Annotated in this window: 20 protein-coding genes and 1 tRNA gene; 13 read left to right on the top strand and 8 right to left on the bottom strand. The window is 62.8% G+C overall.

The features are described from left to right. Window positions 1-36: 36 nt before the first annotated feature. The 3 genes from cbiE to ABDX79_RS07420 form a co-directional block, all read right to left on the bottom strand. On the bottom strand, window positions 37-1,251 hold the full coding sequence (gene cbiE / locus ABDX79_RS07430; RefSeq protein WP_346219642.1) for a precorrin-6y C5,15-methyltransferase (decarboxylating) subunit CbiE: 1,215 nt from the start codon (window positions 1,249-1,251) through the stop codon (window positions 37-39). Beyond that, window positions 1,241-1,876: a precorrin-8X methylmutase gene (locus ABDX79_RS07425; RefSeq protein ID WP_346219855.1), complete on the bottom strand. Its 636-nt coding sequence runs from the start codon at window positions 1,874-1,876 to the stop codon at window positions 1,241-1,243. Before ABDX79_RS07425 ends, cbiE begins: the two co-directional genes overlap by 11 nt. A gap of 1,172 nt (window positions 1,877-3,048) precedes the next feature. Then, window positions 3,049-3,795 (bottom strand): SDR family NAD(P)-dependent oxidoreductase, encoded by a 747-nt coding sequence (locus ABDX79_RS07420; RefSeq protein ID WP_346219641.1) that lies wholly within the window; start codon window positions 3,793-3,795, stop codon window positions 3,049-3,051. A gap of 264 nt (window positions 3,796-4,059) precedes the next feature. On the opposite strand from ABDX79_RS07420, the gene ABDX79_RS07415 reads away from it, so the two are divergent. The 4 genes from ABDX79_RS07415 (at window position 4,060) to ABDX79_RS07400 (ending at window position 9,335) form a co-directional block, all read left to right on the top strand. Next, window positions 4,060-5,274, top strand: a complete 1,215-nt coding sequence (locus tag ABDX79_RS07415) for an acyl-CoA dehydrogenase family protein (RefSeq protein WP_346219640.1) — start codon at window positions 4,060-4,062, stop codon at window positions 5,272-5,274. Then, window positions 5,267-6,877, top strand: a complete 1,611-nt coding sequence (locus ABDX79_RS07410; protein WP_346219639.1) for an AMP-binding protein — start codon at window positions 5,267-5,269, stop codon at window positions 6,875-6,877. The genes ABDX79_RS07415 and ABDX79_RS07410 overlap by 8 nt, the downstream gene beginning before the upstream one ends. Further along, entirely contained in the window at window positions 6,874-7,905 is a 1,032-nt protein-coding gene (locus ABDX79_RS07405; RefSeq protein WP_346219638.1) for a phosphotransferase family protein, read from the top strand. Before ABDX79_RS07410 ends, ABDX79_RS07405 begins: the two co-directional genes overlap by 4 nt. A gap of 146 nt (window positions 7,906-8,051) precedes the next feature. After that, the gene (locus ABDX79_RS07400) at window positions 8,052-9,335 is read left to right on the top strand and encodes an ABC transporter substrate-binding protein (RefSeq protein ID WP_463671131.1); all 1,284 of its coding nucleotides are present in this window, start codon (window positions 8,052-8,054) and stop codon (window positions 9,333-9,335) included. Between the two features lie 51 nt (window positions 9,336-9,386). Here the strand turns inward: ABDX79_RS07400 and ABDX79_RS07395 are convergent, their stop codons facing one another. Continuing rightward, window positions 9,387-10,061: a Crp/Fnr family transcriptional regulator gene (locus ABDX79_RS07395; protein WP_346219637.1), complete on the bottom strand. Its 675-nt coding sequence runs from the start codon at window positions 10,059-10,061 to the stop codon at window positions 9,387-9,389. Between the two features lie 231 nt (window positions 10,062-10,292). Further along, complete coding sequence (locus tag ABDX79_RS07390) at window positions 10,293-10,901, bottom strand: TetR family transcriptional regulator (protein WP_346219636.1); 609 nt, start codon at window positions 10,899-10,901, stop codon at window positions 10,293-10,295. A gap of 88 nt (window positions 10,902-10,989) precedes the next feature. On the opposite strand from ABDX79_RS07390, the gene ABDX79_RS07385 reads away from it, so the two are divergent. Then, complete coding sequence (locus ABDX79_RS07385) at window positions 10,990-12,396, top strand: efflux RND transporter periplasmic adaptor subunit (protein WP_346219635.1); 1,407 nt, start codon at window positions 10,990-10,992, stop codon at window positions 12,394-12,396. Beyond that, on the top strand, window positions 12,393-15,560 hold the full coding sequence (locus ABDX79_RS07380) for an efflux RND transporter permease subunit (RefSeq protein WP_346219634.1): 3,168 nt from the start codon (window positions 12,393-12,395) through the stop codon (window positions 15,558-15,560). Before ABDX79_RS07385 ends, ABDX79_RS07380 begins: the two co-directional genes overlap by 4 nt. 182 nt (window positions 15,561-15,742) lie before the next feature. Here the strand turns inward: ABDX79_RS07380 and rpsP are convergent, their stop codons facing one another. After that, the gene (gene rpsP / locus ABDX79_RS07375; RefSeq protein ID WP_346219633.1) at window positions 15,743-16,156 is read right to left on the bottom strand and encodes a 30S ribosomal protein S16; all 414 of its coding nucleotides are present in this window, start codon (window positions 16,154-16,156) and stop codon (window positions 15,743-15,745) included. 87 nt (window positions 16,157-16,243) lie between these two features. Beyond that, a complete protein-coding gene (gene ffh / locus ABDX79_RS07370; RefSeq protein ID WP_346219632.1) occupies window positions 16,244-17,824 on the bottom strand; it encodes a signal recognition particle protein in 1,581 nt (526 codons plus the stop codon). 381 nt (window positions 17,825-18,205) lie between these two features. Between ffh and ABDX79_RS07365 the strand changes: the two genes are divergently transcribed. Continuing rightward, window positions 18,206-19,294: an endonuclease/exonuclease/phosphatase family protein gene (locus ABDX79_RS07365; RefSeq protein WP_346219631.1), complete on the top strand. Its 1,089-nt coding sequence runs from the start codon at window positions 18,206-18,208 to the stop codon at window positions 19,292-19,294. Between the two features lie 39 nt (window positions 19,295-19,333). Here the strand turns inward: ABDX79_RS07365 and ABDX79_RS07360 are convergent, their stop codons facing one another. Continuing rightward, complete coding sequence (locus tag ABDX79_RS07360; RefSeq protein WP_346219630.1) at window positions 19,334-20,566, bottom strand: MFS transporter; 1,233 nt, start codon at window positions 20,564-20,566, stop codon at window positions 19,334-19,336. Between the two features lie 254 nt (window positions 20,567-20,820). On the opposite strand from ABDX79_RS07360, the gene ABDX79_RS07355 reads away from it, so the two are divergent. The 6 genes from ABDX79_RS07355 to ABDX79_RS07330 all read left to right on the top strand — a co-directional run bounded on the left by ABDX79_RS07355 (window position 20,821) and on the right by ABDX79_RS07330 (window position 25,768). Continuing rightward, window positions 20,821-21,138 (top strand): hypothetical protein, encoded by a 318-nt coding sequence (locus ABDX79_RS07355; RefSeq protein WP_346219629.1) that lies wholly within the window; start codon window positions 20,821-20,823, stop codon window positions 21,136-21,138. Window positions 21,139-21,297: 159 nt separating this feature from the next. After that, window positions 21,298-22,215, top strand: coding sequence for a diaminopimelate epimerase (gene dapF / locus ABDX79_RS07350; RefSeq protein ID WP_346219628.1), 918 nt, complete (start codon window positions 21,298-21,300; stop codon window positions 22,213-22,215). Further along, the gene (gene mtaB, locus ABDX79_RS07345; RefSeq protein WP_346219627.1) at window positions 22,215-23,507 is read left to right on the top strand and encodes a tRNA (N(6)-L-threonylcarbamoyladenosine(37)-C(2))-methylthiotransferase MtaB; all 1,293 of its coding nucleotides are present in this window, start codon (window positions 22,215-22,217) and stop codon (window positions 23,505-23,507) included. The genes dapF and mtaB overlap by 1 nt, the downstream gene beginning before the upstream one ends. 40 nt (window positions 23,508-23,547) lie before the next feature. After that, entirely contained in the window at window positions 23,548-23,856 is a 309-nt protein-coding gene (locus ABDX79_RS07340; RefSeq protein WP_346219626.1) for a hypothetical protein, read from the top strand. A 125-nt stretch (window positions 23,857-23,981) separates the two neighbouring features. After that, window positions 23,982-25,544, top strand: a complete 1,563-nt coding sequence (ftsY, locus tag ABDX79_RS07335; RefSeq protein ID WP_346219625.1) for a signal recognition particle-docking protein FtsY — start codon at window positions 23,982-23,984, stop codon at window positions 25,542-25,544. A 147-nt stretch (window positions 25,545-25,691) separates the two neighbouring features. Continuing rightward, window positions 25,692-25,768, top strand: a tRNA-Pro gene (locus ABDX79_RS07330). The last annotated feature ends 66 nt before the right edge of the window (window positions 25,769-25,834 follow it).

Below are 25,834 nucleotides of genomic sequence, written 5' to 3'. Positions count from 1 at the left end.
GAGCGCTCGCCGGGTTCGTCCGGCGACACAGAAAGATCAGAGCGTCTTCGTCAGATGCCAGTGCACGACCGTCATCGACGGTTTGAAGCCGCGGTAGGGCCCGACTTTCCGAGCGTTTTCGACGCCAATGCGGGAGAGTTCGCCGCCGAAGCGGGCATGAAGATCGATCAGGATCGCTTCGGATTCGAGCGTGACGGCGTGAGCGACGAGACGCCCGCCCGGCTTGAGACTCTCCCAGCAGTCATCGAAGATGCCGTCGGTCAGGCCGCCGCCGATGAAGATCGCGTCCGGTGCCTCAAGCCCCGCAAAGGCGGCCGGAGCCTGCCCGGAGATGATCTGGAGGTCCGGCACTCCGAGAGAGCCGGCGTTTTCCGCAATCATTGCGCAACGGTCCTCGCGCGGCTCGATGGCGATTGCGGACAACCGCGCATCGGCGCGCAGCCATTCGATGCCGATCGAGCCGCAGCCGGCGCCTACATCCCACAACAGATCGCCCGGAATGGGCGCAAGCGCCGCGATCGCCAGGGCACGCATGACGCGCTTGGTCATCTTGCCGTCGTGGACGAAGGCATCGTCAGGCAATCCGGGAACACGCGGGCGCGGCGTTGCGGCAAGCCCGGCGCGGCACTCGACCGCGACCGTGTTCAATGGGCCGACATCGGCAAGATGGAAGTCGGCGGCACGGGTCTCGCGCACCCGTTCTTCGTAACCGCCGAGATTTTCGCAGACCACGAGCCTGCTCTGGCCATAGCCACGAGCCGTCAGAAGCTTGGCGATCTCTCGCGGGCCATCGCTCCCGCCGGTCAAGACGATGAGCCGGGCATCAGGCGCTGCGTGCCGCACCAGGTTTTCGACCGGCCTGCCATGGGCGGTCAGGCAGGCGCAGTCCTGAAGCGGCCATGAAAGGCGGGCAGCGGCAAGCTGAAAGGCGGAAAGCCACGGGATGACATGCAGCGCATCGGGCCCGAAACGCTTGGCGAGTGTCGCCCCGACACCGTACCAGAGCGGATCGCCGGTCGCGAGAACGACGACATTCTCGCCGGCAAGGTCTTCGATGGCTTCGAGATTGGCTTCGAAGGGCGAAGCCCACGCGGTCTGTTCGGCCCGCGTTGAACCCAGCATTGCGAGATGACGCTCACCGCCAAAGATCGCATCGGCCTCTGCAAGCGCGATATGCGCCTCATCCGACAAAGTAGAGAGCCCGTCCTCGCCGATCCCGATGATCGTCAGCCAGGCCGCGTCAGCCGCCATCGCTGTCTCCCTGGCCCAGCCCCTTGGCAAGAGCGTTCACCGCCGCCGCCGCCATGGCGCTGCCGCCTAAACGCCCATCGAGGGTAACAAAGGGCACGCCGCGCGAATTGGCCTTGAGTTCGGCCTTCGCCTCGGCCGCACCGACGAAACCCACCGGAAGGCCGATGATGAGCGCCGGCTTCGCCATGCCCTCGTCGAGCTTTTCGAGAAGCCGGAAGAGCGCGGTTGGCGCGTTGCCGATCGCAACCACGGAGCCTTCGACGACATCGTTCCAGAGATCGATCTGAGCGGCGGACCGGGTGGTCTCGTCGCGGCGGGCGATCTCGCGAACCTTGGGAAGGTTCAGCCGGCAGACCACCTTGTTGTCGGCTGGCAGCGATGAACGGATGATGCCATGAGCCACCATCTCGGCATCGACGATGACGCTGGCGCCCGCTTCAAGCGCGGCACGACCGGCCTCCACGGCCCCGTCCGAAATCGTCAAGCCGTCGGCCACCTCCGGCATGCCGCAGGCATGGACGATCCGAATGACGAGTTCGTGGGCGGATTCGTCGAAGGGAGCAAGATCCACCGCCTCGCGGATCTGGCGAAAGCTCTCGGCATAGATCTGATCGGGGATACGCAGATAGTCGAGGCGCGGTTTGCCGCCATTTCCGGCCTGCGAGGACGAGGCCCCCGTGCCAGCGGCCTGCTGCCAGCCAAGGCCGGCGATCCAGCCTTCCTCGGCGAGCACGGTTTCAATCTCGTCGGCGGCAAGATCCGAGGGCGCTGAGAGATAGGATTTGAAGCGGTTTTCCACATCGCGCTTGGCGAAGATCTCAGCCAGCGTTTCCACCTGATCGGCATCGAGCGGGCGACCGCCCTGCCGTGCGATCTCGAAGAGGCTCGGATAGATCTCGGCCAGGACGATCGGCGCGTCCATCGTCTCCGAAAAGCGCGTCTCGAAGGGCCAGACGGCGATCTTTTCGGCAAATTCCTCGTCCCGCCGCAGTTTCTCGAGCTGGGCAATGCCGGTCATCGCCTGACTGCCGACGCTTCCGGTGTAATGCATCTTCCAGACCGGCTGGGCGCGATCCGTACGGGCCTCTGAAAGGCGCTTCTCGGGAAAGATATCCGGATAGGGCTCGGGCTTCTTCGGCGAAAGGCCCGGAATATCCTGAAATTCCGGGCGCCCCCAGAACATCGGCGCGTGGGCGAGCTTGTCGCGATTGATTCGTCCTGCGATCTCGAAGCGATTGTTGAGATTGGAATCCATGTCCTGGATATTGCCGGCGAGATAACCCCAGAGCGCCTGCCAGGATGCTTCTCCCGCGATCGCTTCGGCGGCGCCGCGCGGATAGCCGAAGGGAAAATCGAACCCGGCGAAGATCCGCTGTCCCGCCTCCAGCCTCTCGCGGAAGAACTGTCGGAGCTTCGCCATCGCGCCGGCGCGTGTCGAAATATTGATCGTCTCGATCAGCCGCACCGCATCATTCTCGCGTTCGGCAAAGCTCATCCAGATCGAATTCGCGCCGACCGCCGGCACATTGGCGGCGGACCAGTCGACGACGACGTAGGCATCAAAAAGCGGCAAACCGTATAACTTTCAGTTTTCCCAGACCCTTAGCGCAGTGTCTTTCGGGGAGATCCCGGTCTCTTTCGATAGCGAGTCCCCATGCGCTCCATAGCCAAGCCAGCATCACGGAAAAGCGGCGAAAGTCCAGCGCGAGCGCCACATTTGCCACGGCTTTGAGCCCTCCTTTCCCGATCGTGCAAGCATGAGGCAAGCTTGACCGTCGGCATCGGGCGAAGACCTTCTCAGAGAGACGAGACGAGATGACCGCCGTCGACCACAAGTTCCGAGCCGGTCATGTAGGCTCCGGCATCGGACGAGAGCAGCAGGAGCGCGCCGTCGAGATCGGTATTCCGGCCGAGCCTGCGCTGGGGAATACGTTTGATCAGCGCCTTGCCGGCATCGGTGGCGAAGAAGTCGGCGTTGAGCGGCGTCTCGATATAGCCGGGGCAGAGCGCGTTGACGCGGATGCCGTAGCGAGCCCATTCGAGCGCCATCGACTTGGTCATCTGGATCATGCCGGCCTTGGAGACCGAATAGGGCATGACGCCGCCCGCTACGCGAAGACCGAGGATTGAGGCGATATTGACGATCGAGCCGCCCCGTTCGGCTTGCCGCATTGCCTTTGCCGCAGCCTGGGCGACGAGAAACGCCCCTTTCAGATTGGTGTCGACCACCTTGTCCCACTCACCGGGTTCGACCTCGATCGCCGCATGTGTGAGGGTGACACCGGCATTGTTGACCACGATGTCGAAAGGTCCCTCCGCGAAGACATTTGCGACGCTTGCCTCATCGGTCACGTCGAGTTCGGCGGCCTTCGCCTTGCCGCCCGCGCCGGTGATCTCCTCGACATTTTCCTTCAGCGCCGCCAGCCGCCGCGCAGCCAGCGTCACCTCGGCGCCGGACGTGGCAAGAACCTTGGCGAAATGCTCTCCGAGCCCGCCGGAGGCCCCGGTCACGAGCGCGGTTTTTCCACTGAGATCGACATGCATGACTGCGCCCTCCCGTTCGGCATCGAATTGAGTGGTCCGCAATCCGCGAACGCGATGCTTTCCAAGCCGAGCTAGGACAAAGCGCGGACCGCAACAGGGGCAATACAGCCGCCCTTTTCTTCGGCCGTTCCCATGACCTCATCACGAACTCACTGGCAAGGCGAGGCCAAGCGCCTATTGTGCAAATCAAGGCCGAACCCTTCGGCCAGCATTCGCAGCGCTTCTTGGATGGCGCGCGATACGAACGCGTTGGGAGGCGCTTCGATGGATTTCAGAATTTCGCCGGAGCTCGAAAAGCTGCGGACAAAGGTGGCGGATTTCGTGGAGAGCGAAATCATGCCGCTGGAAGGGCGGTCCGACGCCTATGATGGACACGGCAATATCGACGAGATGCTGCTCTCCGACCTGCGCGCAAAGGCCAGGAAAGCTGGCCTCTGGTGCCCGCAGCTGAAGCGCGAGAACGGTGGTCTGGGCCTCTCGAAGACCGGCATGTCCGTTCTTTACGAGGCGATGAACCGCTCGATCTTCGGCCCTGTGGTCTTCAATTGTGCAGCGCCCGACGACGGCAATATGATGGTGCTCGAAGCGCTCGGCACCGACGAACAGAAAGAGCGCTGGCTGAAGCCGATCGTGGAGGGCAAGGTGCGCTCGGCCTTCGCGATGACAGAACCCGCGCCCGGCGGCGGGTCAGACCCGTCCATGATGCTGACCAGGGCCGTTCGCGACGGCGACGACTGGGTGGTCAACGGGCGCAAATGGTTCATCACCGGCGCGGAAGCGGCGGACCATTTCATGCTGCTTGCCAAGACAGCCGACGACAAGCGGCGCGGCCATACCTGCTTCCTCTTCCACAAGAGCCGGCCCAACTGGCGGATCGTCCGGCGCATTCCGATCATGGGCCCGGAAGAGCATGGCGGGCACTGCGAACTCGAGTTCGAGAATTTTCGCATCCCCCATTCCGATATCCTTGGCGAGGAAGGACGGGGCATCAAGGTCGTTCAGACGCGGCTCGGGCCTGCACGCCTCACCCACTGCATGCGCTGGCTGGGTCTTGCCAAGCGCTGCGTCGAGATCGCGACCGAATATGCCGAACGCCGCGAGGGCTTCGGGGTGAGGCTCATCGATCGCGAGAGCGTGCAGGTCATGCTCGGCGATCTTGCCATGCAGATCGAGGTCGGCCGGCTTCTGGTGATGAAGGCGGCCTGGGAGATCGACCAGGGCCGCTATGGTCAGAAGGAAATCTCCATGGCCAAGATCCACGTCGCCAATCTCATCCACACGGCGGCGGATCGGGCGATCCAGATCAACGGCGCGCGGGGGTATTCGGCGGACACCGTCCTCGAATGGATCTACCGCTATGCCCGGCAGGCCCGGCTGGTCGACGGTGCGGACGAGGTGCACAAAATGGTGCTCAACCGTCATCTCGGCGATCTCGGCACCGATTTCTGGGCCTGGGACGTGGAGGGAGAGGATGCGTGATGAAGAGCATCTGAGACCCCGTCCGGCGAACTTCAATCCGCTGACGCCGCTCGACTTCCTCGACCAAGCGGTGAAATCCCTTCCGACGAAGCGCGCCGTCATCTGGCGTGGCCGAAGCTGGACCTGGTGCGAGTTTCACGGGATCGTTCTCCGCCTCGCCGAAGCGCTGAAGGACCGCGGCATCCAAAAGGGTGATGTCGTATCGGTCATGTGCCCTAACCGGCCGGAAATGCTGGCGGCCCATTACGCCGTCCCCGCGATCGGCGCGGTGCTGAATTCGGTGAATACGCGCATCGGGGCGAAGGACGTCGCCTTCATTCTGAACCATGCCGAAAGCCGTCTGATACTCGCCGATCCGACCTCGGCTGAAACGGCGCATTTAGCGGCTGAGGAAGCCGGCGTTCCGGTCGAGGTGTTCGCGGACAACGGCGATGACGGAGACGGGCTGGCGCTTCTTTCAGGCGAAACGCCGCCGGCCATCGACCTGATGGCCGAGATCACCGACGAATGGCAGCCGATCGCCCTCAACTATACATCCGGCACGACGGGCAATCCGAAAGGCGTCGTGCTGCATCATCGCGGCGCATGGCTGAATGCGATCGGCAATATCACGGCTCTGAAATTCGACGATCGGACGGCCTATCTGTGGACGCTGCCGATGTTTCACTGCAACGGGTGGTGTCATACCTGGTCGATCACGGCAGCGGGCGGCACCCATATCTGCCTCGACAAGGTGGAGCCCAAAGCCGTCTTCGAGACGATGGACGCATACGGCGTCACACATCTCTCCTGCGCGCCGGTCGTTCTCTACATGCTCATCAATTCCGATGCGAAAGAGACGCGCGATTCGCGCCGCCGCATCACGGTGGCAACCGGCGGTGCGGCGCCGACAGCCTCTCTCATCAAGCAAATGGACGCGCTCGGTTTCGACTTCATCCATCTCTACGGCCTGACGGAATGCTATGGTCCGACGACGATCCGGGAATTGAGCGAACACGAAGAGAGACTGGGCGTCGAGGAGCGGGCGAACCTGCTCGCGCGGCAGGGCGTGCGGCATCTGTCCGCAAACCGCATCCGAGTTAAAAACGATGCGGGTGAAGAGGTTCCGGCGGACGGCGCGACGGTCGGCGAAATCGTTCTCACCGGCAACACGCTGCTTGCCGGCTATTATCGCAATCCCGAGGAAACCGAGAAGGCATTTTCCGGCGGCGGCTTCCATACCGGCGATCTCGCGGTCAGGCACCCCGACGGCCATATCGAAATCAAGGACCGGGCGAAGGATGTGATCATCACCGGCGGCGAGAATGTCTCGTCGCTCGAGGTTGAGAACGTGCTGTCGAAGCATCCCGACGTTGCCATCGCCGCCGTTGTGGCAAGATCCGACGAGAAATGGGGCGAAATCCCGATGGCCTTCATCGAAGCGAAGGCCGGCACCTCGCCGGAACCGGCCGCGCTCAAGGCCTTCTGCCGGGACCATCTGCCCGGCTTCAAGATCCCGCGCGCCTGGGCCTTCTGCGAATTGCCGAAGACCGCGACGGGCAAGATCCAGAAATACGTGCTGCGCGAAGAGGCAGACAGGACAAAGACAGGTAGCAGGCCGTGAGCGATCAGAACGACGACGAAAAACTCGGCATCGATCCGGACGTTCTCAAACGCTTCCTCGACGATCGTTTCGGAGCCGCCGACGCCTTCACCATCAAGCGGATCAGCGGTGGGCAGTCCAACCCGACATTTCGCATCGGCCATGGCGCGCGCCGGATGGTGCTGCGCAAGCAACCGCAGGGCGAACTCGCCAGGGGCGCCCACCGGATCGACCGGGAATACCGGGTGATGGAGGGGCTCTCGAAAACCGACGTACCCGTGCCGGCGATGATCCTCTACCACGAAGATGACGCGCTTTTGGGAACGCCGTTCTACCTGATGGACGAGGTCGATGGCCGGGTGTTCCACACGGCGGCCATGGACGGGGCGTCTCCAAAGGCGCGTCGCGAAATGTACCTGTCGCTCGCCGATACGCTCGCAAAGCTCCATGCCGCCGACTACGAGGCGGTTGGCCTTGGCACATTCGGCCGGTCGAACGAATATTTCGCGCGCCAGATCGCTCTCTGGAGCGGCCAGCTGGAGGCATCGACCGGCGAGGCGATCCCCGAGCTTGAAACGCTGTCGGACTGGGTGAAGGCAAACCAGCCGGAGGACGACGGCCTCTCGGCGATCGCCCATGGAGATTTCCGGGTCGGGAACATGATGTATGCGCCGGAGGGGACGGATATCGTCGCCGTGCTCGACTGGGAGCTTTCGACGATCGGTCATCCGCTGGCGGATCTCGCCTTCTGCTGCCTGCCCTGGCACACTTCTTCGGATGAATATGGCGGCATTCTCGATCTCGATATCCCGGCACTGGGCATCCCGACGGAAGACGAGTTCATCGCCCGCTACAGGGAGACGATGCCGCAAGTGCCGCCTCCAAGCGCGTTTCACATCGCCTTCGCGCTCTTCCGATTCGCTGTCATCTTCGTCGGGATCGCCGACCGCGCGCGGCGGGGGAACGCGGCCGACCCGGACGCCGAACGATATGGCCCCCTTGCGAAACGCCTTGCGATCAGGGCCCTTGAGGTCATCGAAAGAAAATAGCCTGCGAAGCCTTTTCAGGAGAGGCAACCTCGTTCACCATAAAGCCCGGCTGGCGCTGACGAAATGCGGCGCCGTGCGTAGGATATCTTTGGCTTTGGCCGACAATGACTGTCGGTCAGTCGCAATCTCTGGGAGGAGACCCTTATATGAAATTGTTGAAGACCATGCTTTTGGCCGGCGCGACGACGTTCGTGGCAGCAGGTGCCCATGCACAGGACAACAGCGGGATCAGCGACAACGCCGTCAAGATCGGCGCGATCGTGGACATGTCCGGCCCCTACTCCGCCCTCGACGGCCAGGGCACGATCGCCGCGGTTCAGATGGCGATCGACGAAATGGGCGGCGAGATCAACGGCGCACCGATCGAGTTTCTGTCTGCCGACCATCAGAGTAAGGCCGATATCGGGTCCAATATCGCGCGCCAGTGGGCCGATCAGGACAATATCGACATGATCCTCGGGGGCACGAACTCCGGCGTCGGTATCGCGCTGCAGGAGATCACCAGCGAGAAGGGCGTTGCCTATATCAACAATGGTGGCGCGACCAACGCGCTGACCAACGAGAACTGCGCACCGGAGACCGGTCTCCACTGGACCTATGACACGGACGCGCTGGCCAACGGCACAGCGGTTGCCATGGTCAAGGAAGGCAACACGTCCTGGTACTTCATCACGGCGGACTACACCTTCGGCCATAACCTTCAGGAAAAAGCGGCCAACGCGGTGAAGGCGAACGGCGGTGAAGTGGTCGGCGAGGTCGCAGCCCCCTTCCCCACCCAGGACTTCTCCTCCTTCCTGCTCCAGGCACAGGGCTCGGGCGCCCAGGTGGTCGGCCTCGCCAATGCCGGAACCGACACCCAGAACGCTGTGAAGCAGGCGCAGGAATTTGGCCTCACCCAGGCCGGGCAGAAGCTCGCCTCGCTGCTGCTCTTCATCACGGATGTCGACTCGCTCGGGCTGGACGCCGCACAGGGCCTCACGCTGACCACCGGTTTCTATTGGGATCAGGACGAGAAAGCCCGCGAGTGGAGCGCCAAATACGAAGAGAAGACCGGGGCCAAGCCTTCGATGGTTCAGGCCGGCATGTACTCCTCCGCGCTTCAGTACCTGAAGGCGGTCAAGGAAGCCGGCACGGACGACACCAAGACGGTCATCAAGCAGCTGAAATCGATGCCGATCGAGGACGCTTTCGCGCGCAATGGCAGCGTCCGTGAGGACGGGCTGATGGTCCACGACATGTTCCTTGCCCAAGTGAAAACCCCTGAGGAAAGCAAGGGCAAGTGGGACTACTACAACATCATTCGTACGATTCCGGGCGATCAGGCCTTCCAGTCTCTGGAAGACGGTAGCTGTGAAGCGGCCAAGAAGATGGCCGCTTCGAACGGCTCTTCTGATGCCGGTGGATCGAGCGAAAGCGGCAGCGCGCAGTAAACACAGCGCTGAAGCGATCGACAAAAACGCGCGGCGGGCTGTCCCGCCGCGTTACTTCGACTTGAACGGTCCGATCACGCGTTCATATTCGCGCTCCGTGATCCCGTAAGAGGTGCCGGCGAGTTCCTCGAGGGCCGCTCTGTCACGAATAGTGATGACACCCCGCTCGGCCTTGATGGCCCCGAGACCCTCGATGACATGGATTGTGAGGGTAACGGTCGACCGCCGCACAGCCAGCATGAGCCCCATGAATTCGTGGGTCAGCTCGATCCGGTTCCCTCCGATGCGGTCCTGGCACATGAGCAACCAGCGTGCGAGGCGAGCCTCGACGTTGAAAGCGCTGTTCGACACGATGGTCTGTCCGGTTTGAATTGCGAGGATATGGACCCAGCGCATCAACTGCCGGCGCAGAAAAGGCCTTTCTTCTGACAGACGATAGAGCGTGGCCGCCTCGATCTTCAGCCCCTGTCCAGCCATCTGTACGAAAACCTCATGCGGGACGCGGTCGACATCGGCAAGGACCGAGCCATCGGTCATACCTTCGCGGCCGAAAAGGCCGATCTCCACGTTGTAGTTATCTTCGGTCGCCGCGATGATCGAGACGATACCGGAGACCGGGAAGATGATCGTATCGATCGGTGTGCCGGGATGGACCAGCGTGTCTCCACGCTTCAGATCGACGAGCGTCAGATACTTGCCGATCGCGGCAAGGTCATCCGGCTCCATATTTGCCAGGAGCCCGTTTATCTTAAAATATGAAGATAAGTCATCGATGATAGGCTGCACCCTCCATTCGGGGGCGTAAGCCGGTCCGCTCACAGCCGCATGCGCCCGTTCAAATCGTGCATGCGATAAACGCCATATAGGCGGATACCGCCGAATTTCAGCCGGGTGAGCGCAGACGGACGTGCCGAATGAGCCGACAAGAACAAGAACGTTTGTCGCGCCGGCGCATGGTCAGTCCAAGTGGCCGGAGACGAGTTTTGCCAGCAATCGGCTTCCCACATCCACGAGATCGAACGAATGCTCTGATCTCAGCCATGTGTTGATCAGACCGCTGACGGCACAGAAATAGGCTGACGCGATGGCCCGCGCGTCGCAACGCGCCATTCCATCCCTGCGATTCGTCAGGGCGTGATCGAAAATTCGGGCGATTTCGGCACGCATATGCTCATCTGCACTCTCGCGCCGGATCATCGCAGTCTGCATTTCCCCGACATATTCGCAGCGAAACATCATGATCGTCATCACCCTCTGGGTCCGCGCGTCGGAGGCCAGAAAGGCGAGTGCTTCGATGGTCGTGTCGTAGAGTTCGCGAACCGAGGCCGGCTCAGCCCGCTGATGATAGAAGAAGGCTTCCTGGGGCAGCCCGGCCCGATCGACCATGTCGCGAAACAGTTCGAGCTTGTTCTCAAAATGCCAATAGATCGCGCCGCGCGTCATGCCGGCAGCGGCCGCAATCTGCGAAAGAGACGTTCCAGCAACACCTTTTTCGTAAAACAGATCTTCGGCAGCGTCCAAGATCGCTTCACGCGTTTGTGCGGCTTCATCCTTCGTGCGGCGCACGGCGGTCTCCTTGCTTGGGAACATACATGCATGTATGTATCGTGCAATGCAACAAAATTACGGCCTCCCGACCAGGAAAAATATCTCGATGTTCGAATACGGAAAGTTGGCCGGCCCTGCGACGCTGGCCGTTCTCTTGTTCGCCCTCAACAGCACGGCGCTCGCACAGGCGGGTGGGTCGCAGCCGCCGCCGGCCGTGACCGTGGAAACAGTCGTCACCGAGACACTTCCGGTCGCCTATGAATATGCCGGACGTGTCGCCGCTTCTCGCGAAGTACAGGTCCGGGCCCGCGTCGGCGGCATTCTGCTCCAACGAGATTTCGATGAGGGATCGCGCGTCGAAGAGGGAGACCTCCTGTTCCAGATCGATCCGGCGACCTATGAGGCCGAGGTCGCGCTGGCGCGCGCTCAGGTGGTGGAGGCCCAGGCCAATCTCGGACAGGCGCGGCGAAGCGAGGAGCGGGCCCGCGCGCTCGCCCAGCGCGGTGCATCCTCCCAGGCCAATCTCGACGATGCCATCTCGGGCCGCGAACTTGCCCAGGCGCGCCTCGAAGCGGCGAACGCCCAATTGCGCAGCGCCAGCCTGCAACTCGACTACGCAACGGTCGAGGCGCCGGTGAGCGGCATCACCAGCCTCGAGCAGGTACCTGAAGGCAGCCTCCTTCAGAGCGGCGACCTGTTGACGCGCATCGATCAGCTCGATCCGATCAACGTCAACTTCTCCGCCGCCGATACGGAGGCGCAGTCGATTCGCGAACTCATTGAAAGCGGTACGCTTAGCGGCGCGAACGGACCTGGCGATCTGAAGGTCTCGATCCGCTTCGGCGACGGCAGTACCTACGACAAGACCGGTTCGATCGACTTCACCTCGACGACGATCGACAGCCAGACAGGCACCATCCTGTCGCGCGCGGTCCTGCCCAATCCCGACCAGCGGCTCCTGCCGGGCCAGTTCGTGCGGCTGATGCTCGAGGGACTTTCGATCGAGGATGCGATCGTCCTGCCGACCGAAGCCCTGATGCAGGGTCCACAAGGAACCTTCGTCTATACGCTCACGGCGGAGAACGTCGCTGAGGTGAGTCCGGTCTCGGTCGGTCGTGAACTCGACGGGACGATGTTGATTTCTGACGGCCTGAAGGAGGGTGACAGGGTCATCATCAAGGGTGTCGTAAAAGTGCGGCCCGGCGCGCCGGTCGATCCGCAACCTCTTGACGGTGAGGAGACTGAAGAGGACGGCGGAGCGAGCGGCGAGGCGCTGGACGAGACGGCCCCGCAGGCCGGAGCGGCGAGCGCTGAAAGCGGAGAAGCCGGGACGCCGGATCAGCCTGAAAAGACGCAAGCCGGGTCAGGCGACGAGAGCCAGGACACGGCGCGCGCCGACGGGCCGCCGGTACCGAAGACCGCCTTGCCGGACAGCGCCACCGCACGGTCTGCTCAGGATAACCCCCTGCCCCAGCAACCGGCCGGACGCAAACGCGCGGAGCTGATTGAATGAGCGCCCGTTTCTTCGTCGATCGGCCGATCTTCGCGGCCGTCATCTCGATCCTCATCCTGCTTGGCGGGCTGATGTCGCTCACCTCGCTGCCGATCGAGCAGTATCCGCAGCTCGTGCCGCCGCAGGTCCAGATTCGCGCGACCTATCCCGGCGCGTCCGCCGAAACCCTCGCCCAGACAGTGTCCGCGCCGATCGAGCAGCAGATCAACGGCGTCGAGGACATGCTCTACATGCAGTCCACGAACTCCTCGACGGGCTCGGCGACGATCACCGTCACCTTCGCGGCCGGCACCGACCCTGATCAGGCGACGATCAACGTCAACAACCGCGTCCAGCAGGCGACAGCCTCGCTCCCCGAGCAGGTCCAGCGGCTTGGCGTCACGGTCTCGAAGCAGAACTCCTCGATCCTCGCCGTTATCGCCATGTCCTCGAACGATCCGCGCTACGACGCGACCTATGTGTCGAACTACGCGCTGCTCAACGTGATGGACGAGCTGAAGCGCCTGCCCGGCATCGGCCAGGCGCAGCTCTTCGGCGCACGCGATTATTCCATGCGCATCTGGCTGCGGCCCGATGCGCTCGCCCAGTACGGCCTGACGCCCGGCGACGTCGCGGGCGCGATCCGCGACCAGAACGCCCAGTTCGCCGCCGGCCAGTTCGGCGCGGAACCCAACAATTCCGATCTCGCCTTCACCTATTCGGTGACGACGGCCGGACGCCTGCCGGACGCCGAGGCGTTCGAGAACATCATCCTGAGGTCCGACGCGAACGGCTCGTCGCTTCTCCTGAAGGACGTCGCGCGGGTGGAACTCGGCGCCCAGGATTACGGGTTCAACGGAACCTATAACGGCACCCCGGCGGTGCCGATCGGCATCTATCTCCAGCCCGGCGCCAATGCGCTCGACACGCTCGCGGCGGTGCGTACGCGCATGGACGAGCTGTCCCAATCATTTCCGGACGGCATTTCCTATGCCATTCCCTACGACACGACCAAGTTCATCGAAGCCTCGATCGAAGAGGTCATCATCACCTTCATCGAGGCGATGGTCCTCGTCTTCCTCGTCGTCTATCTCTTCCTGCAATCCTTCCGCGCCACGCTCATTCCGATGCTTGCCGTTCCGGTCTCCATCATCGGCACCTTCGGCGTTCTTCTCGCGCTCGGATTCTCGATCAATCTTCTGACCCTCTTCGGGCTGGTGCTCGCCATCGGCATCGTCGTCGACGACGCGATCGTGGTTCTGGAGAACGTCGAGCGCATCATGACGACCGAGGGCCTGTCACCGAAGGAGGCGACCGCAAAGGCGATGGGCGAGGTCGCAGGACCGGTCATCGCGATCGTGCTCGTTCTCTGTGCGGTCTTCATTCCGGTGGCCTTTCTCGGCGGTCTCGCCGGCACGATGTACCGCCAGTTCGCGATCACGATCGCCGTTTCGGTCTCGATCTCCGGCATTGTCGCCCTGTCGCTGACGCCGGCGCTGTGCAGCGTGCTTCTGAAGAACAAGCACTCGAAGCCGATTCTCCCCTTCCGCTGGTTCAATGCTGCGTTCGACAAGCTGACCCAGGCCTATGGGGCTGGCGTCGCCTTCATCATGCGGCGGGCTGTCCTGGCGCTCGTTCTCTTCTGCGGGCTGATCGGCGGTTCGTATTATTTCTTCCAGACGATCCCCGGCTCGCTCGTTCCGGAGGAAGACCAGGGCGTCAACTTCGTCGTCGCCATCCTGCCCCCGGCAGCGTCTCTCTCGCGCACGACCGAGGTGATGCAAAAGGTCTACGACAACCTCTCGCAGCATCCGGCCGTGGAAGACGTGACAGCTTTCGCGGGTTTCGACCTTCTTTCCGGCTCCCAGAAATCTTCAGCTGGCGTTGCCTTCGTCTCCCTGAAGGACTGGTCGGAGCGCACCGATCCCTCACTCGACGCGCGCAATCTCGTTGGCCCCTTCATCGGCATGAATGCCGGCATACAGGATGCCATGGTGCTTGCCTTCAACCCGCCGCCGATCCAGGGCCTGTCGACCACGGGCGGCTTCGATCTCTTCGTACAGGACCGGCGCGGCGCTGGAACGGCAGACCTTCTCGAAGCGACGAACGCGCTCGTTGCCGCCGCCTCCGAGCGGCCTGAGCTTGCCGGCGTCAGAACCACCTTCTCGGCAAGCGTGCCGCAATATCAGGTGGATGTCGACCGGCAGAAGGCGAAGGCGCTGAATGTTCCGATTTCCTCGATCTTCGAGACCATGCAGTCCACCTTCGGCTCGCTCTATGTGAACGACTTCACACTGCTCGGGCGCAACTTCCGTGTCTCGCTCCAGTCGGAGGCCGATTTCCGCGAAAAGCCGGACGATCTGCGCTTCGTCTATGTTCAAGCCTCGAACGGCTCGATGATTCCGCTCGACACGCTTCTCAACGTCAAGCGCGTCATCGGCCCGGACCTTCTGGAGCGCTACAACGCCTTCACATCGGCGAAGGTCTCCGGCAATCCGGCTCCCGGCTTCTCCTCGGGTCAGGCGCTGGCCGCGATGCAGGCGGTGGCGGCAGAAACGCTTCCCGAGGGCTACGACATCGCCTGGACGGGTTCGGCCTATCAGGAAATATCCTCGGGTGGCACGGGGCTTATCGCCATCGGTTTCGGCATCCTGATGGTGTTCCTGATCCTCGCCGCCCAGTACGAGCGCTGGTCGCTGCCGATCGCCGTGCTTCTCGCGGTGCCGTTCGCCATGTTCGGCGCGCTGCTCGCGATCTACATGCGCGGCATCGACAACGACGTCTACTTCCAGATCGGCCTCGTGACGCTGGTGGGGCTCGCCTCGAAAAACGCCATCCTGATCGTGGAATTCGCGGTCCTGAAACGGGACGAAGGCCTCAGCGCCTTCGATGCGGCGATCGAGGGGGCGAAGCTGCGTTTTCGTCCGATCGTGATGACCTCGCTCGCCTTCATTCTCGGCGTCGTGCCGCTGGCGATCTCCTCCGGCGCGGGCTCGGCCTCGCGTCACTCGATCGGCACGGGCGTCATCGGCGGAATGCTGTTCGCAACCTTCGTCGCGATCTTCTTCATCCCTCTCTTCTACAAACTCCTGTCGCCGAGCGACAAGGCGATGGCGAAGAAGCGGGAGGCCGAAAACCGCAGGGACGATGGCGGCAATCAGGAAGCCCTGTCTCCAGCCGAATAGCGGCCTTCAAAGAGGCGAGCCGGTCGAATGTTTCGTCGTTCGGCCGGCCCGCTTCATGGCGGTTTGATCAGAACCCGCGAAAGCCCATCCGTTCGAAAACGCTCGATCCAGCGCCAAACGAAAAACGGCGCGAAAGCCTTTCGACCTTCGCGCCGTCTTGAAGCTTCCAAAGAAGCCTGGAATTACTCGGCCGAAGCGGTTTCTTCGCCAGCCGGTGCGCTCTCTGCGTCGGCCTTGGCCTTTTCCGCAGCTTCCCTGGCGTCTTCCTCGCGCTGCTTGCGCTCTGCTACGCGCTCCTGAGCCTTCTTGCCCGGCTCGGCCTTCTTCGGGTTCTTGCGCTCGGGACGGTTGGCGATGCCAGCCTGATCGAGGAAGCGCAGAACGCGGTCGGTCGGCTGTGCGCCCTCACCGAGCCAGTAGTTGATGCGCTCTTCGTTGAGCGTCACGCGCTGACCGTCCTTCGGCAGCATCGGGTTCCAGGAACCGAGCTGCTCGATGAAGCGACCATCGCGCGGGGTGCGCGTGTCTGCGGCGACGATGTGGTAGTAAGGACGCTTCTTCGAGCCGGCACGGGCGAGGCGAAGTTTAACAGGCATTTTCTATTCCTTCTTGCGAGGGCAGATCGCTCGGAGCGGCTGCCGTTCTTTTGGTTTTGTGGTCAATTCGAGCCGGCGGGCTGCCAGCTATTTCTTCTTTCCCGGAAGTCCGGGCAGACCCGGCACACCACCGCCGGACCCGGGCAACCCGGGCAGGCCACCCGGGCCGCCAATGCCGGGGGGCATGTTGGGCATGCCGGCGCCGCCGCCCTGCTGCATGGCCTTCGCCATCTGCTCGAGCTGCTTGGGGTCCATTTTGGAAAGATCGGGCATGCCGCCCATGCCGCCCGGTATTCCGCCTCCAAGGCCGCCCATGCCCATCTTGCCGGCAAGGCCACCCATCATCTGCTTCATCATGCCGCCTTTGCCCTTCTTGCCCATGGTTTTCATCATGTCGGCCATCTGGCGGTGCATTTTCAGAAGTTTGTTGATCTCGGCGGAATTGGTGCCGGAGCCGGCCGCGATGCGCTTCTTGCGGCTGTGCTTGAGCAGGTCGGGCTGGGCGCGCTCCTTCGGCGTCATCGAGCCGATGATGGCGAGCTGGCGCTTGAGCATCTTGTCGTCGAGACCGGCCGAAGCCATCTGGTCCTTCATCTTGCCCATGCCGGGCATCAGGCCCATCATGCCGCCCATTCCGCCCATGGTCTGCATCTGGCGAATCTGATCGGCAAGATCGTTCAGATCGAATTTGCCGGACTGCATCTTCTTGGCCATCGCCGCGGCTTTTTCCGCGTCGATGTTCTCCGCCGCCTTCTCGACGAGGCTGACGATGTCGCCCATGCCGAGAATACGGTCGGCGATGCGCGAGGGATGGAAATCCTCCAGCGCATCCATCTTTTCGCCGACGCCGATGAGCTTGATCGGTTTGCCGGTGACCGCGCGCATGGACAGCGCCGCACCGCCGCGCCCGTCGCCGTCGACGCGGGTGAGCACGATGCCGGTGACGCCAACGCGCTCATCGAAGGAGCGGGCGAGATTCACCGCGTCCTGACCGGTAAGACTATCGGCGACCAGCAGGATTTCGTGAGGCTTGGTCTTGGCCTTTATGTTGGCCATCTCGACCATCAGCGGCTCGTCGATATGCGTACGGCCGGCGGTGTCGAGGATAACGACGTCATAGCCGCCGAGACGGGCGGCCTGTTCGGCGCGCACGGCGATCTCGACCGGCCCCTGCCCCGCGATGATCGGCAGCGTATCAACCTGCGTCTGCTCGCCAAGAACCTTCAGCTGCTCCTGCGCGGCCGGACGGCGCGTATCGAGCGAGGCCATCAGCACCTTTTTGCGCTGCTTTTCCTTCAGGCGCTTGGCGATCTTGCCGGTGGTCGTCGTCTTACCCGAACCCTGCAGACCGACCATCATGATGGTGACCGGTGCGGGCGCGTTGAGATCGATGGTGACGCCTTCGGAGCCCAGCGTCTCGATCAGCTCGTCATGGACGATCTTGACGACCATCTGGCCGGGCTTGATCGACTTCAGCACTTCTGCGCCGACGGCTTTCGCCCGCACCCGCTCGGTGAATTCGCGCACCACTTCCAGCGCGACATCGGCTTCGAGCAGCGCACGACGGACCTCCCGCAGGGCCGCGCTCACATCCTTTTCGGAGAGCGCGCCGCGGCCGGTCAGACCGTTCAGAATGGACCCAAGGCGGTCCTGAAGACTATCGAACATCTATTCACCTGTTCCTGGTCGGAGGAAACATCCCACCCGACAAGGTGGCGCGTCCGCCCCCGTCTCGCAAATCCGAATGCGATGGACCATGCCCATAGCAAAACGCCATCCGCGGGCGAAACTCGCTGGCGGATGGTGACCTCCGGGCGGCTTTTTCAGTGAAAGGAGCCCGGTCGGCGGATCTGAAGACGACGATGAACGCGTGAGATCAAGGCTGCCTAAAGCACGGCTTCCGGCGCAAAGTCAACCGCGCGGCCGGAAAGCAGGCCGCTGACGAGCCGGCGAACGCTCTCGCGTCGGCCTGCAAGTTTACGTTCCGCCTTTTGGTTCTAGCTGTCTCGAAACGAAGGGTCCCGAACGTCGACGACAAGCGAGACGAATTTGACAGCCTTGATCATACTGACCGTCCTAGCCGTCATTCTCGGCCTGGCGGCGCTCATTCCTTTCACGCGGATTTCCCACGGCGTGGTGCGCATGTGCGAGTTTCCGCGATTGCAGATGTCGGCGATCGCGCTCGTGTGCCTTTTGGCAACGCCGGTCTTCGTGACCGACCCGGCCTGGCTCTATCCCCTGCTGATCACCTTCATCCTCGTGCTCGGCATTCATGGCTATGCGATCGGTCAGTTCACGCCCATCCGCAGCGCGCAAAGCCATGTCTATGACGGCGATCCGCACGGCGACAATGTGGTTTCGGTTCTCTCCTGCAATGTGAAGATGTCGAACCGGGACTATCAGCGCTGCCTCGACATGACCCATGACGAGGACGCCGACATCGCGCTTTTCATGGAAGCCGACGATGGCTGGGACGAGGGACTTTCGCCACTCAAGGAGAGCTATCCCTATGTCGTCTCGCGTCCCTACGACAATTCCTACGGAATGATTCTCTATTCACGCCTCGAACTCGTGAAGGTCGACGTGAAATTCCTGACCATGGACAAGGTGCCCTGCTTCGTCTGCGATGTGCGGCTGAAGAACAACGAGATCACCCGCATCTATTGCGTCCATCCAGAACCGCCGGTTCCGAACGCCGACTCATCGGGCCGCGACGCCGAGTTGATCCGCGTTGCAAAGCTCGCCAAGGACGACGGAATGCCGTCGATCGTGTTCGGCGATCTCAACGATGTCGCCTGGTCGCATACGACGCGCCTGTTCCAGCGCCTCTCCCAGCTTCTTGATCCGCGCGTCGGACGCGGCTTCTACAACACGTTCGACGCACGCTATCCCGTGCTGCGCTGGCCGCTCGACCACCTGTTTCACGATGAGCACTTCTCCCTCGTCAGCATTCATCGCTGCGAGCACATCAAGTCGGACCATTTTCCGATCTTCTTCAGCCTCGCCCTGACTGACGTGCCATCGGCAGTGGAAGATCCCGAGAAGGCGACCGAGGACGACCATGAAGAAGCCGAGGAGATTAAGGACCAATCCAACGAGATCGCTCGCGACGCGATCGGAACCGATTGGGAGAAGTGAAACCGGCGGAGCCTCGCCACCGCAGGACCGGCATGCTCTTCAGTGATGCGCGTAACTTGGCTGGCCGGCGGCGATCCGGCGCGAGAGGCCGAACATGGCGACGGCGGCAATCAGACTGTAGAGCCCCATGACCGCGAGCTGTGCCTCGTAGGAGACCCCGTAATCGATGAGGAATCCGGTGATGCCCGGCCCGACGGCGGTTGCGAGAACGGCAGCCGACAGGACGATCGAGCGGATCGCGCCCAGATGGGCCGCCCCGTAGAGCTCCGGCCAGAGCGAGCCAAGCAGGGTCGACGACAGACCGGTGCTGAAGCCGAGAAGCGCCATGAAGGCAAAGATCGTCCAGATGCCGTGGCCGAAGGCGGCGAGGAAACAGGCGCCCGCAAGCGGCAGAAGAAAACTCGGCAGGAGCCGCACCGAGGTGAACCGGTCGATCAGTGAGCCGGTGATGAGCGTCACGATGACCGTCGTCACACTCATGACCGTGAAACCGAGCGCATAGGTTTCGAGCGGCCAGCCTTTCAGCTCGGTAAGATAGACCTGATGGAAAAAGATCGTCGTGCCGATGAAGGGCGGCGCGAGGACGCCGAGAAGCGCCACATAGAAGCGAGGATCGCCCAGCACTTCCCGGCGCGACCAGTCGCGAACCGGCGTCTTGTCGGTGCTCGGCGGCTCGCTCGCAACCGGATCGCGCTCGCGCCGGACAAGGGCTGCGATCACCGGAAGGGACAGGACGAGAACCACCCCCGCCCCCACGACCCAGGCGCCGCGCCAGCCGAAGGCGCCGGAGGCCGCGACGAAGCCGAAGGGAAACAGCGCTGTTCCGAAGTGGAGACCGAGCGTCGAGACCGCGATTGCCCGTCCCCGGCTCGCCACGAACCACTTGCCGATAGCGGTGTGTGAGATTTCGGTCATCATGCCCTGACCGAACAAGCGCAGGAGATAAAGCGCGAGGACGAGCATCACGATCGATCCGGCGAAAGACAGGGCAAGACAGGCGAGCGCCAGCATCACCATGACGCCGATCGAAACCGACATGATCGAATATCGATCGAGCAGACCGCCGAGAAAGGGCAGTGTCGCCGCGCTTCCAAGGGTCGCGACCATGTAGAGAACGCCGAAATCGCCGTGGCTGAGGTCGAAGGCCTGACGGATTTCCGCATTCGACAGCGCGATGAAGAAGGTCTGCCCGAAGGAGGAAAAGAAGCACAGGAGAAAGCCGCCGGCGATCCAGCGGGCATTGCGGGCGAGAAATTGAAAGAGATCGGTCATGCGTCGCGTCGCGTTTCTTTGATTGGCGTCTCGGACGGCGGACAGCGGTTTGAAAAAACAGGGCCGGCGCTCGTGTTCGACGCCTTATCAGGATTGTGCGCGTGCGAAGACCCCTTGCACGGCAAAGTGACAAAAACAGCCATCAAAACAGACAATCACCACCCGCTAACCGTAAGCTTGGGCGGCTTTGGAACTGGCTTGGTCAACCGGCGTTTGAGAGTCCTGAATCAAACAACTCAGCGAAGGTCGTCCCTATGAGCAACACCAATCCGTCGAACGAGCCACGAGACCGCACCGTAATCGTGAACAATGATCGCGGGTCAGGCGGTGGCGGTGGCGGCGGAGGCAGCGGTTGGCTGATCGCGGGCGTCCTGCTCGTCGTGATCCTGATCGGCGCCTTCTTCGCCTTCGGCGGCGGTCTCTTCGGCGGCGCGTCGGGCGGCGGCGGTGGCGGCGACGTCAGCATCGAAGCGCCGGACGTGAACATCGATGCGGGCGGCGGCGGCGGCGAAACCGGCGGCGGCGGTGAGAGTTCAGGCGGCGGTGGCGGCGCATCCTCTTCCGGCAACTGACCGGACTCGACCGATCGAGCCAATTGGGCGCCGGCCGACAGGTCGACGCCCATCGGCTGTCAGAGACTGAAAGAGACGCCGCAGTCTTCCCGGTTTCCCCTCTTCGCGAGCCCGCTTCACCGTCTTTCAATCGGCACGATCATCGGCCATATAGCGGCCATGAGTGGACAGAGCGACCAGAATACCCGGATGAGCGTGCCGTTCGCGCGCATGAACGGTCTCGGAAACGAGATCGTCGTCGCCGATATGCGCGGCTCGAAAGCGCGGATTTCGGCGGAAGCCGCGCGCGCCCTCGCGCGCCACGAAGCGACGCGCTTCGACCAGATCATGGCCATCCACGACCCACGCCTCGACGGGACGGACGCCCTCATCCGCATCATCAACCGCGACGGATCGGAGGCGGAGGCCTGCGGTAACGGCACGCGATGCGTCGTCCAGGCGCTCGGCAGCGAGAGCGGACAGCGCGACTTCACCTTCGAGACCCGCGCCGGCATCCTGACCGCCCATGAAGGCGAGGACGGCCTGATCACCGTCGACATGGGCAAGCCCCGTTTCGGCTGGCAGGAGATCCCGCTCGCCGAGGAATTCCGCGATACCCGCGCCATCGAATTGCAGATCGGGCCTATCGACGCGCCGGTTCTCCACTCGCCGTCGGTCGCGTCCATGGGCAATCCCCATGCGATCTTCTGGGTGAAGAACGATGTCTGGGCCCATGACCTGGAGCGGTTCGGACCGATACTCGAACATCATCCGATCTTTCCCGAGCGCGCGAATATTTCGATCGCCCATGTCACGGCACCCGATGCGCTGATCCTGCGCACCTGGGAGCGCGGCGTGGGGCTCACCCTCGCTTGCGGTTCGGCGGCGTGCGCGGCAGCGGTTTCCGCAGCCCGCACCGGCCGCACGGGTCGCACCGTGACCGTCACTGTTCCCGGCGGCGATCTCCTCATCGAATGGCGCGAAGACGACAAGGTGATGATGACGGGCCCTGCGACGTGGATGTGGTCCGGCCGGCTCGATCCGGCGATGGGCGACTTCGTGCGCGATGGCGAGGCAGAAGCGGAGCCGGCGGCGTGATGGGTGTCGATGTCGTCTCCTTCGGCTGCCGCCTCAACACCTACGAGGCAGAGGTGATGAAGCGCGAGGCAAGCGCTGCGGGACTCGGCGCGGGCGAGCGGCCGGCCATCGTCTTCAACACCTGCGCCGTCACCGCCGAGGCGGTGCGTCAGGCCCGCCAGCAGATTCGCAAGGCAAGGCGTGAAAACCCCGATGCGCGCATCGTCGTCACCGGATGCGCGGCCCAGACGGAACCCGCACGCTTCGCCGAGATGATCGAAGTCGATGCGGTCATCGGAAATGACGAGAAGCTGAAGGCTGAAAGCTACGCAGCCCTGCCCGATTTCGGCGTCGCGGCGGAGGAAAAGGTCAAGGTCAACGACATCATGAGCGTGACCGAGACCGCCGGCCATATGGTCGATGCGATCGAGGGGCGCGCGCGCGCGATCGTCCAGATCCAGAACGGCTGCGACCATCGATGCACCTTCTGCATCATCCCCTATGGCCGGGGCAATTCCCGCTCCGTGCCCATGGGCGCTGTGGTGGAACAGGTAAAGCGGCTGGTCGGCTCCGGCTATAACGAGGTGGTGCTGTCCGGCGTCGACATGACGAGCTGGGGCGCGGACCTGCCCGGAGCACCGAAGCTCGGCAAGCTCATCCAGTCGATCTTGAAGAATGTACCGGACCTGCCGCGCCTGCGCCTCTCTTCGATCGACAGCGTGGAGGCAGACGAAGCGCTGATCGAGGCGATCGCCTCAGATCCCCGCGTCATGCCCCATCTGCATCTCTCGCTTCAGGCCGGCGACGACATGATCCTGAAGCGCATGAAGCGCCGCCATCTGAGGGCCGATTCGATCGCGTTCTGTACCGAGATGCGAAAGAAGCGCCCCGAAATCGTCTTCGGTGCCGATCTCATCGCAGGCTTTCCCACCGAGACCGAGGCGATGTTCGAGAACACGCTGAAGCTTGTGGAAGAATGCGGCCTCACCTTCCTGCACGTCTTTCCGTTTTCGCCGCGCGAGGGAACGCCCGCCGCGCGTATGCCGCAGCTGCCGAAGACGATCGTCAAGGAGCGCGCCGCCCGCCTCCGCTCCGCCGGCGAAGATGCGTTCGCGAACCATCTGACGCGGCAAATCGGCACGCAACACTCGATCCTGATCGAGCGCGAGGGCATCGGCCGCGCCGAGGATTTCACCCTTTGTCGCATAGACGGCGGTCTTCCCGGATCGCTGATTGCCGCTAGAATCGACGGGGTGCGAGACAATATGCTTCAAGCGTCCCCGCTTGTTCATCAAAGCAACATGCCCAACTGAACGCTGCAAGAGCCTCAGATAAGAAGAAAGACGATCGTCGATGGCCGAGAAAAAGAGTTTCTTCAAACGCATCTTTTCGTTCGGCTCCGCGAGCGAGGAAGAGCGCACACCCGATAACGGCCAGACCCCCCGCCCGAACGACATCGAGGTCGGTCGCGAGAATGCACCCGATCCCGACGTCCGACCGAAGGCAGCGGCGAGCGTCGTCGCCGATTCCGAGGCTGGCGCCGAAAATTCGGACCAGGGCGGCGTCACTCCTGTCAAGGAGATGGGGAAGAACGGATCGGACGAAGCTTCCTCGGCCGGCGCGGCTCAAAAAAAAACAGCGCAGCGGAGCAGCTGGAGCTAGACGAGCAGCCTGAAGAGAACCTTCAGGAAACCCGGCTCGAAGCTGAAGCCGAGCCTGTCGGGCACCATCCGTCCTACGGCGGAGCGACGGACGACGTTACCCGCGCCGCAGAACCGACCGGCGAGATGGCCGCCGATGAAAACGGCGACACCGCCACTTCGGACGACCAATCCTCTGATTTCAGCTTTCTCGACAGCGACGATACGTCGGAGGACTTGCGAGAAAATAGCGAAGAGAAGAAGGATTTCTCTTTCCTCGACGCCCCAGTCGATGAACCCACTGCCGACCAGGACGAAACAGCCAGCCGCGACGACGACTGGTTGCGGCCGGGCGATGACGAGCCGATTTCCGGCGAGGCTGGAGTACCGCCAGCCCCGGCCGACCAAGGCCTGAAGCCGCAGGGCACGGCGCCGGTCGATCACAGCTACAACCCGGTCCACGACCACGATCCGGATCACGCGCCTACCTCCGTGCCGGAAGCAGGCGAGCATCATCACGAGCTTGGGGAACGAAGCGACGAGCCTGAATTCCTTCGAAGCGATGGCGACGCCGATGATGAGGCCGAGACGGGGGATGCCGACTTTTCCTGGCTCGACAGCGACCTTCCGCCGGATGAGGACGAGACCACGACGCGGTCGAGCGCCGTTGCGAGAGACCGGCCACTCCCGGAAGTCTCGGACGATGCCGGCTTTCGGCTCCGCGAGGAAGCCCGGCGCGAGGACGAGAGCGTTGCCGCAGCACCCAAGCTGCCCTGGCTGCAAAGGCTGCGCGAAGCGCTCGGCCGGTCATCCTCCAACCTCACCGGCTCGATCACCTCGATCTTCACCAAGCGCAAACTCGACGAGGACGTCCTTCAGGATTTCGAAGACGTTCTGATTCAGGCTGATCTCGGCGTCGAGACCGCCATGCGCATCACAGACCGGCTGTCCGATGGCCGCTACGGCAAGGAAATTTCTGGCGCCGAGGTGAAGCGCGTCCTCGCCGAGGAAATCGAAAAGACGCTCGATCCGGTGGCGCAACCGCTCGAACTTGATCTCGAAAAGGTGCCGCACGTCATTCTGGTGGTCGGCGTCAACGGAACCGGCAAGACGACGACGATTGGCAAACTGGCAGCCAAGCTGACACGCGCGGGCATCAGCGTCACGCTGGCAGCCGGCGACACCTTCCGCGCGGCCGCCGTCGAACAGCTGAAGATCTGGGGCGAGCGCACCGGCTCGGAAGTCGTCGCGCGCCAGATCGGCGCCGATGCGGCCGGGCTTGCCTTTGATGCATACGACGTCGCGGTGAAGAACAAGTCGGACGTTCTCATCATCGACACGGCCGGGCGACTGCAGAACAAGGCGGAGCTGATGGCCGAGCTCGAAAAGATCATCCGTGTCCTGCAAAAGCGCGATCCGGACGCACCGCATACGGTGCTTCAGACGCTTGATGCGACCACCGGCCAGAATGCCATGAACCAGGTCGACATCTTCCGGAACGTCGCCGGCGTGAACGGCCTCGTCATGACCAAGCTCGACGGCACGGCACGCGGCGGCATTCTTGTCGCAATCGGGGCGAAGCACAAGCTGCCGGTCTATTTCGTCGGCGTCGGCGAAGGAATCGACGATCTCGAACCGTTCAAGGCGAAAGATTTCGCGAATGCGATCGCCGGTGTGGAAACCGAGAAGCGGGAACTGCCCGTCACCTGACGGGGCCAGGATTTTTCGCGATCGCCGGCATCTGTAACAGAGAGCGGAGAGCGATACGATTTCATGGAAGGAGGCGCTTGCGGGCGCCGGATGGAGCGGTTATAGGAGCGCTCATCCGGCGAACTTCAGCGCAAGTGTCGGTGGTGTCGGAGTGTAGCGCAGCCTGGTAGCGCACCTCGTTCGGGACGAGGGGGTCGCAAGTTCGAATCTTGCCACTCCGACCATTTTTCCCTGCCTTCAGTCCGTCCACGCCTTTGTCATCCTTTTAGACCTGCGACAAAACGCAGAGG

Origin of the sequence: Fulvimarina fulva (assembly GCF_039652615.1) — a bacterium.
GTDB lineage: Bacteria > Pseudomonadota > Alphaproteobacteria > Rhizobiales > Rhizobiaceae > Fulvimarina.
Note: the sequence above shows the minus strand (reverse complement) of the source record. Positions and strands in the feature narration are given on the sequence as shown.

Bases quoted from the DNA above. Each gene is read 5' to 3' on its own strand.
- ABDX79_RS07360 (WP_346219630.1), bottom strand. From the start codon at position 20,566: ATGACCGATCTCTTTCAATTTCTCGCCCGCAATGCCCGCTGGATCGCC.
- ABDX79_RS07415 (WP_346219640.1), top strand. From the start codon at position 4,060: ATGGATTTCAGAATTTCGCCGGAGCTCGAAAAGCTGCGGACAAAGGTG.
- cbiE (WP_346219642.1), bottom strand. From the start codon at position 1,251: ATGGCGGCTGACGCGGCCTGGCTGACGATCATCGGGATCGGCGAGGAC.
- ABDX79_RS07395 (WP_346219637.1), bottom strand. From the start codon at position 10,061: ATGGAGCCGGATGACCTTGCCGCGATCGGCAAGTATCTGACGCTCGTC.
- ABDX79_RS07385 (WP_346219635.1), top strand. From the start codon at position 10,990: ATGTTCGAATACGGAAAGTTGGCCGGCCCTGCGACGCTGGCCGTTCTC.
- mtaB (WP_346219627.1), top strand. From the start codon at position 22,215: ATGGGTGTCGATGTCGTCTCCTTCGGCTGCCGCCTCAACACCTACGAG.
- ABDX79_RS07340 (WP_346219626.1), top strand. From the start codon at position 23,548: ATGGCCGAGAAAAAGAGTTTCTTCAAACGCATCTTTTCGTTCGGCTCC.
- ffh (WP_346219632.1), bottom strand. From the start codon at position 17,824: ATGTTCGATAGTCTTCAGGACCGCCTTGGGTCCATTCTGAACGGTCTG.
- ABDX79_RS07410 (WP_346219639.1), top strand. From the start codon at position 5,267: ATGCGTGATGAAGAGCATCTGAGACCCCGTCCGGCGAACTTCAATCCG.
- dapF (WP_346219628.1), top strand. From the start codon at position 21,298: ATGAGTGGACAGAGCGACCAGAATACCCGGATGAGCGTGCCGTTCGCG.
- ftsY (WP_346219625.1), top strand. From the start codon at position 23,982: ATGGCCGCCGATGAAAACGGCGACACCGCCACTTCGGACGACCAATCC.
- ABDX79_RS07380 (WP_346219634.1), top strand. From the start codon at position 12,393: ATGAGCGCCCGTTTCTTCGTCGATCGGCCGATCTTCGCGGCCGTCATC.
- ABDX79_RS07400 (WP_463671131.1), top strand. From the start codon at position 8,052: ATGAAATTGTTGAAGACCATGCTTTTGGCCGGCGCGACGACGTTCGTG.
- rpsP (WP_346219633.1), bottom strand. From the start codon at position 16,156: ATGCCTGTTAAACTTCGCCTCGCCCGTGCCGGCTCGAAGAAGCGTCCT.
- ABDX79_RS07420 (WP_346219641.1), bottom strand. From the start codon at position 3,795: ATGCATGTCGATCTCAGTGGAAAAACCGCGCTCGTGACCGGGGCCTCC.
- ABDX79_RS07355 (WP_346219629.1), top strand. From the start codon at position 20,821: ATGAGCAACACCAATCCGTCGAACGAGCCACGAGACCGCACCGTAATC.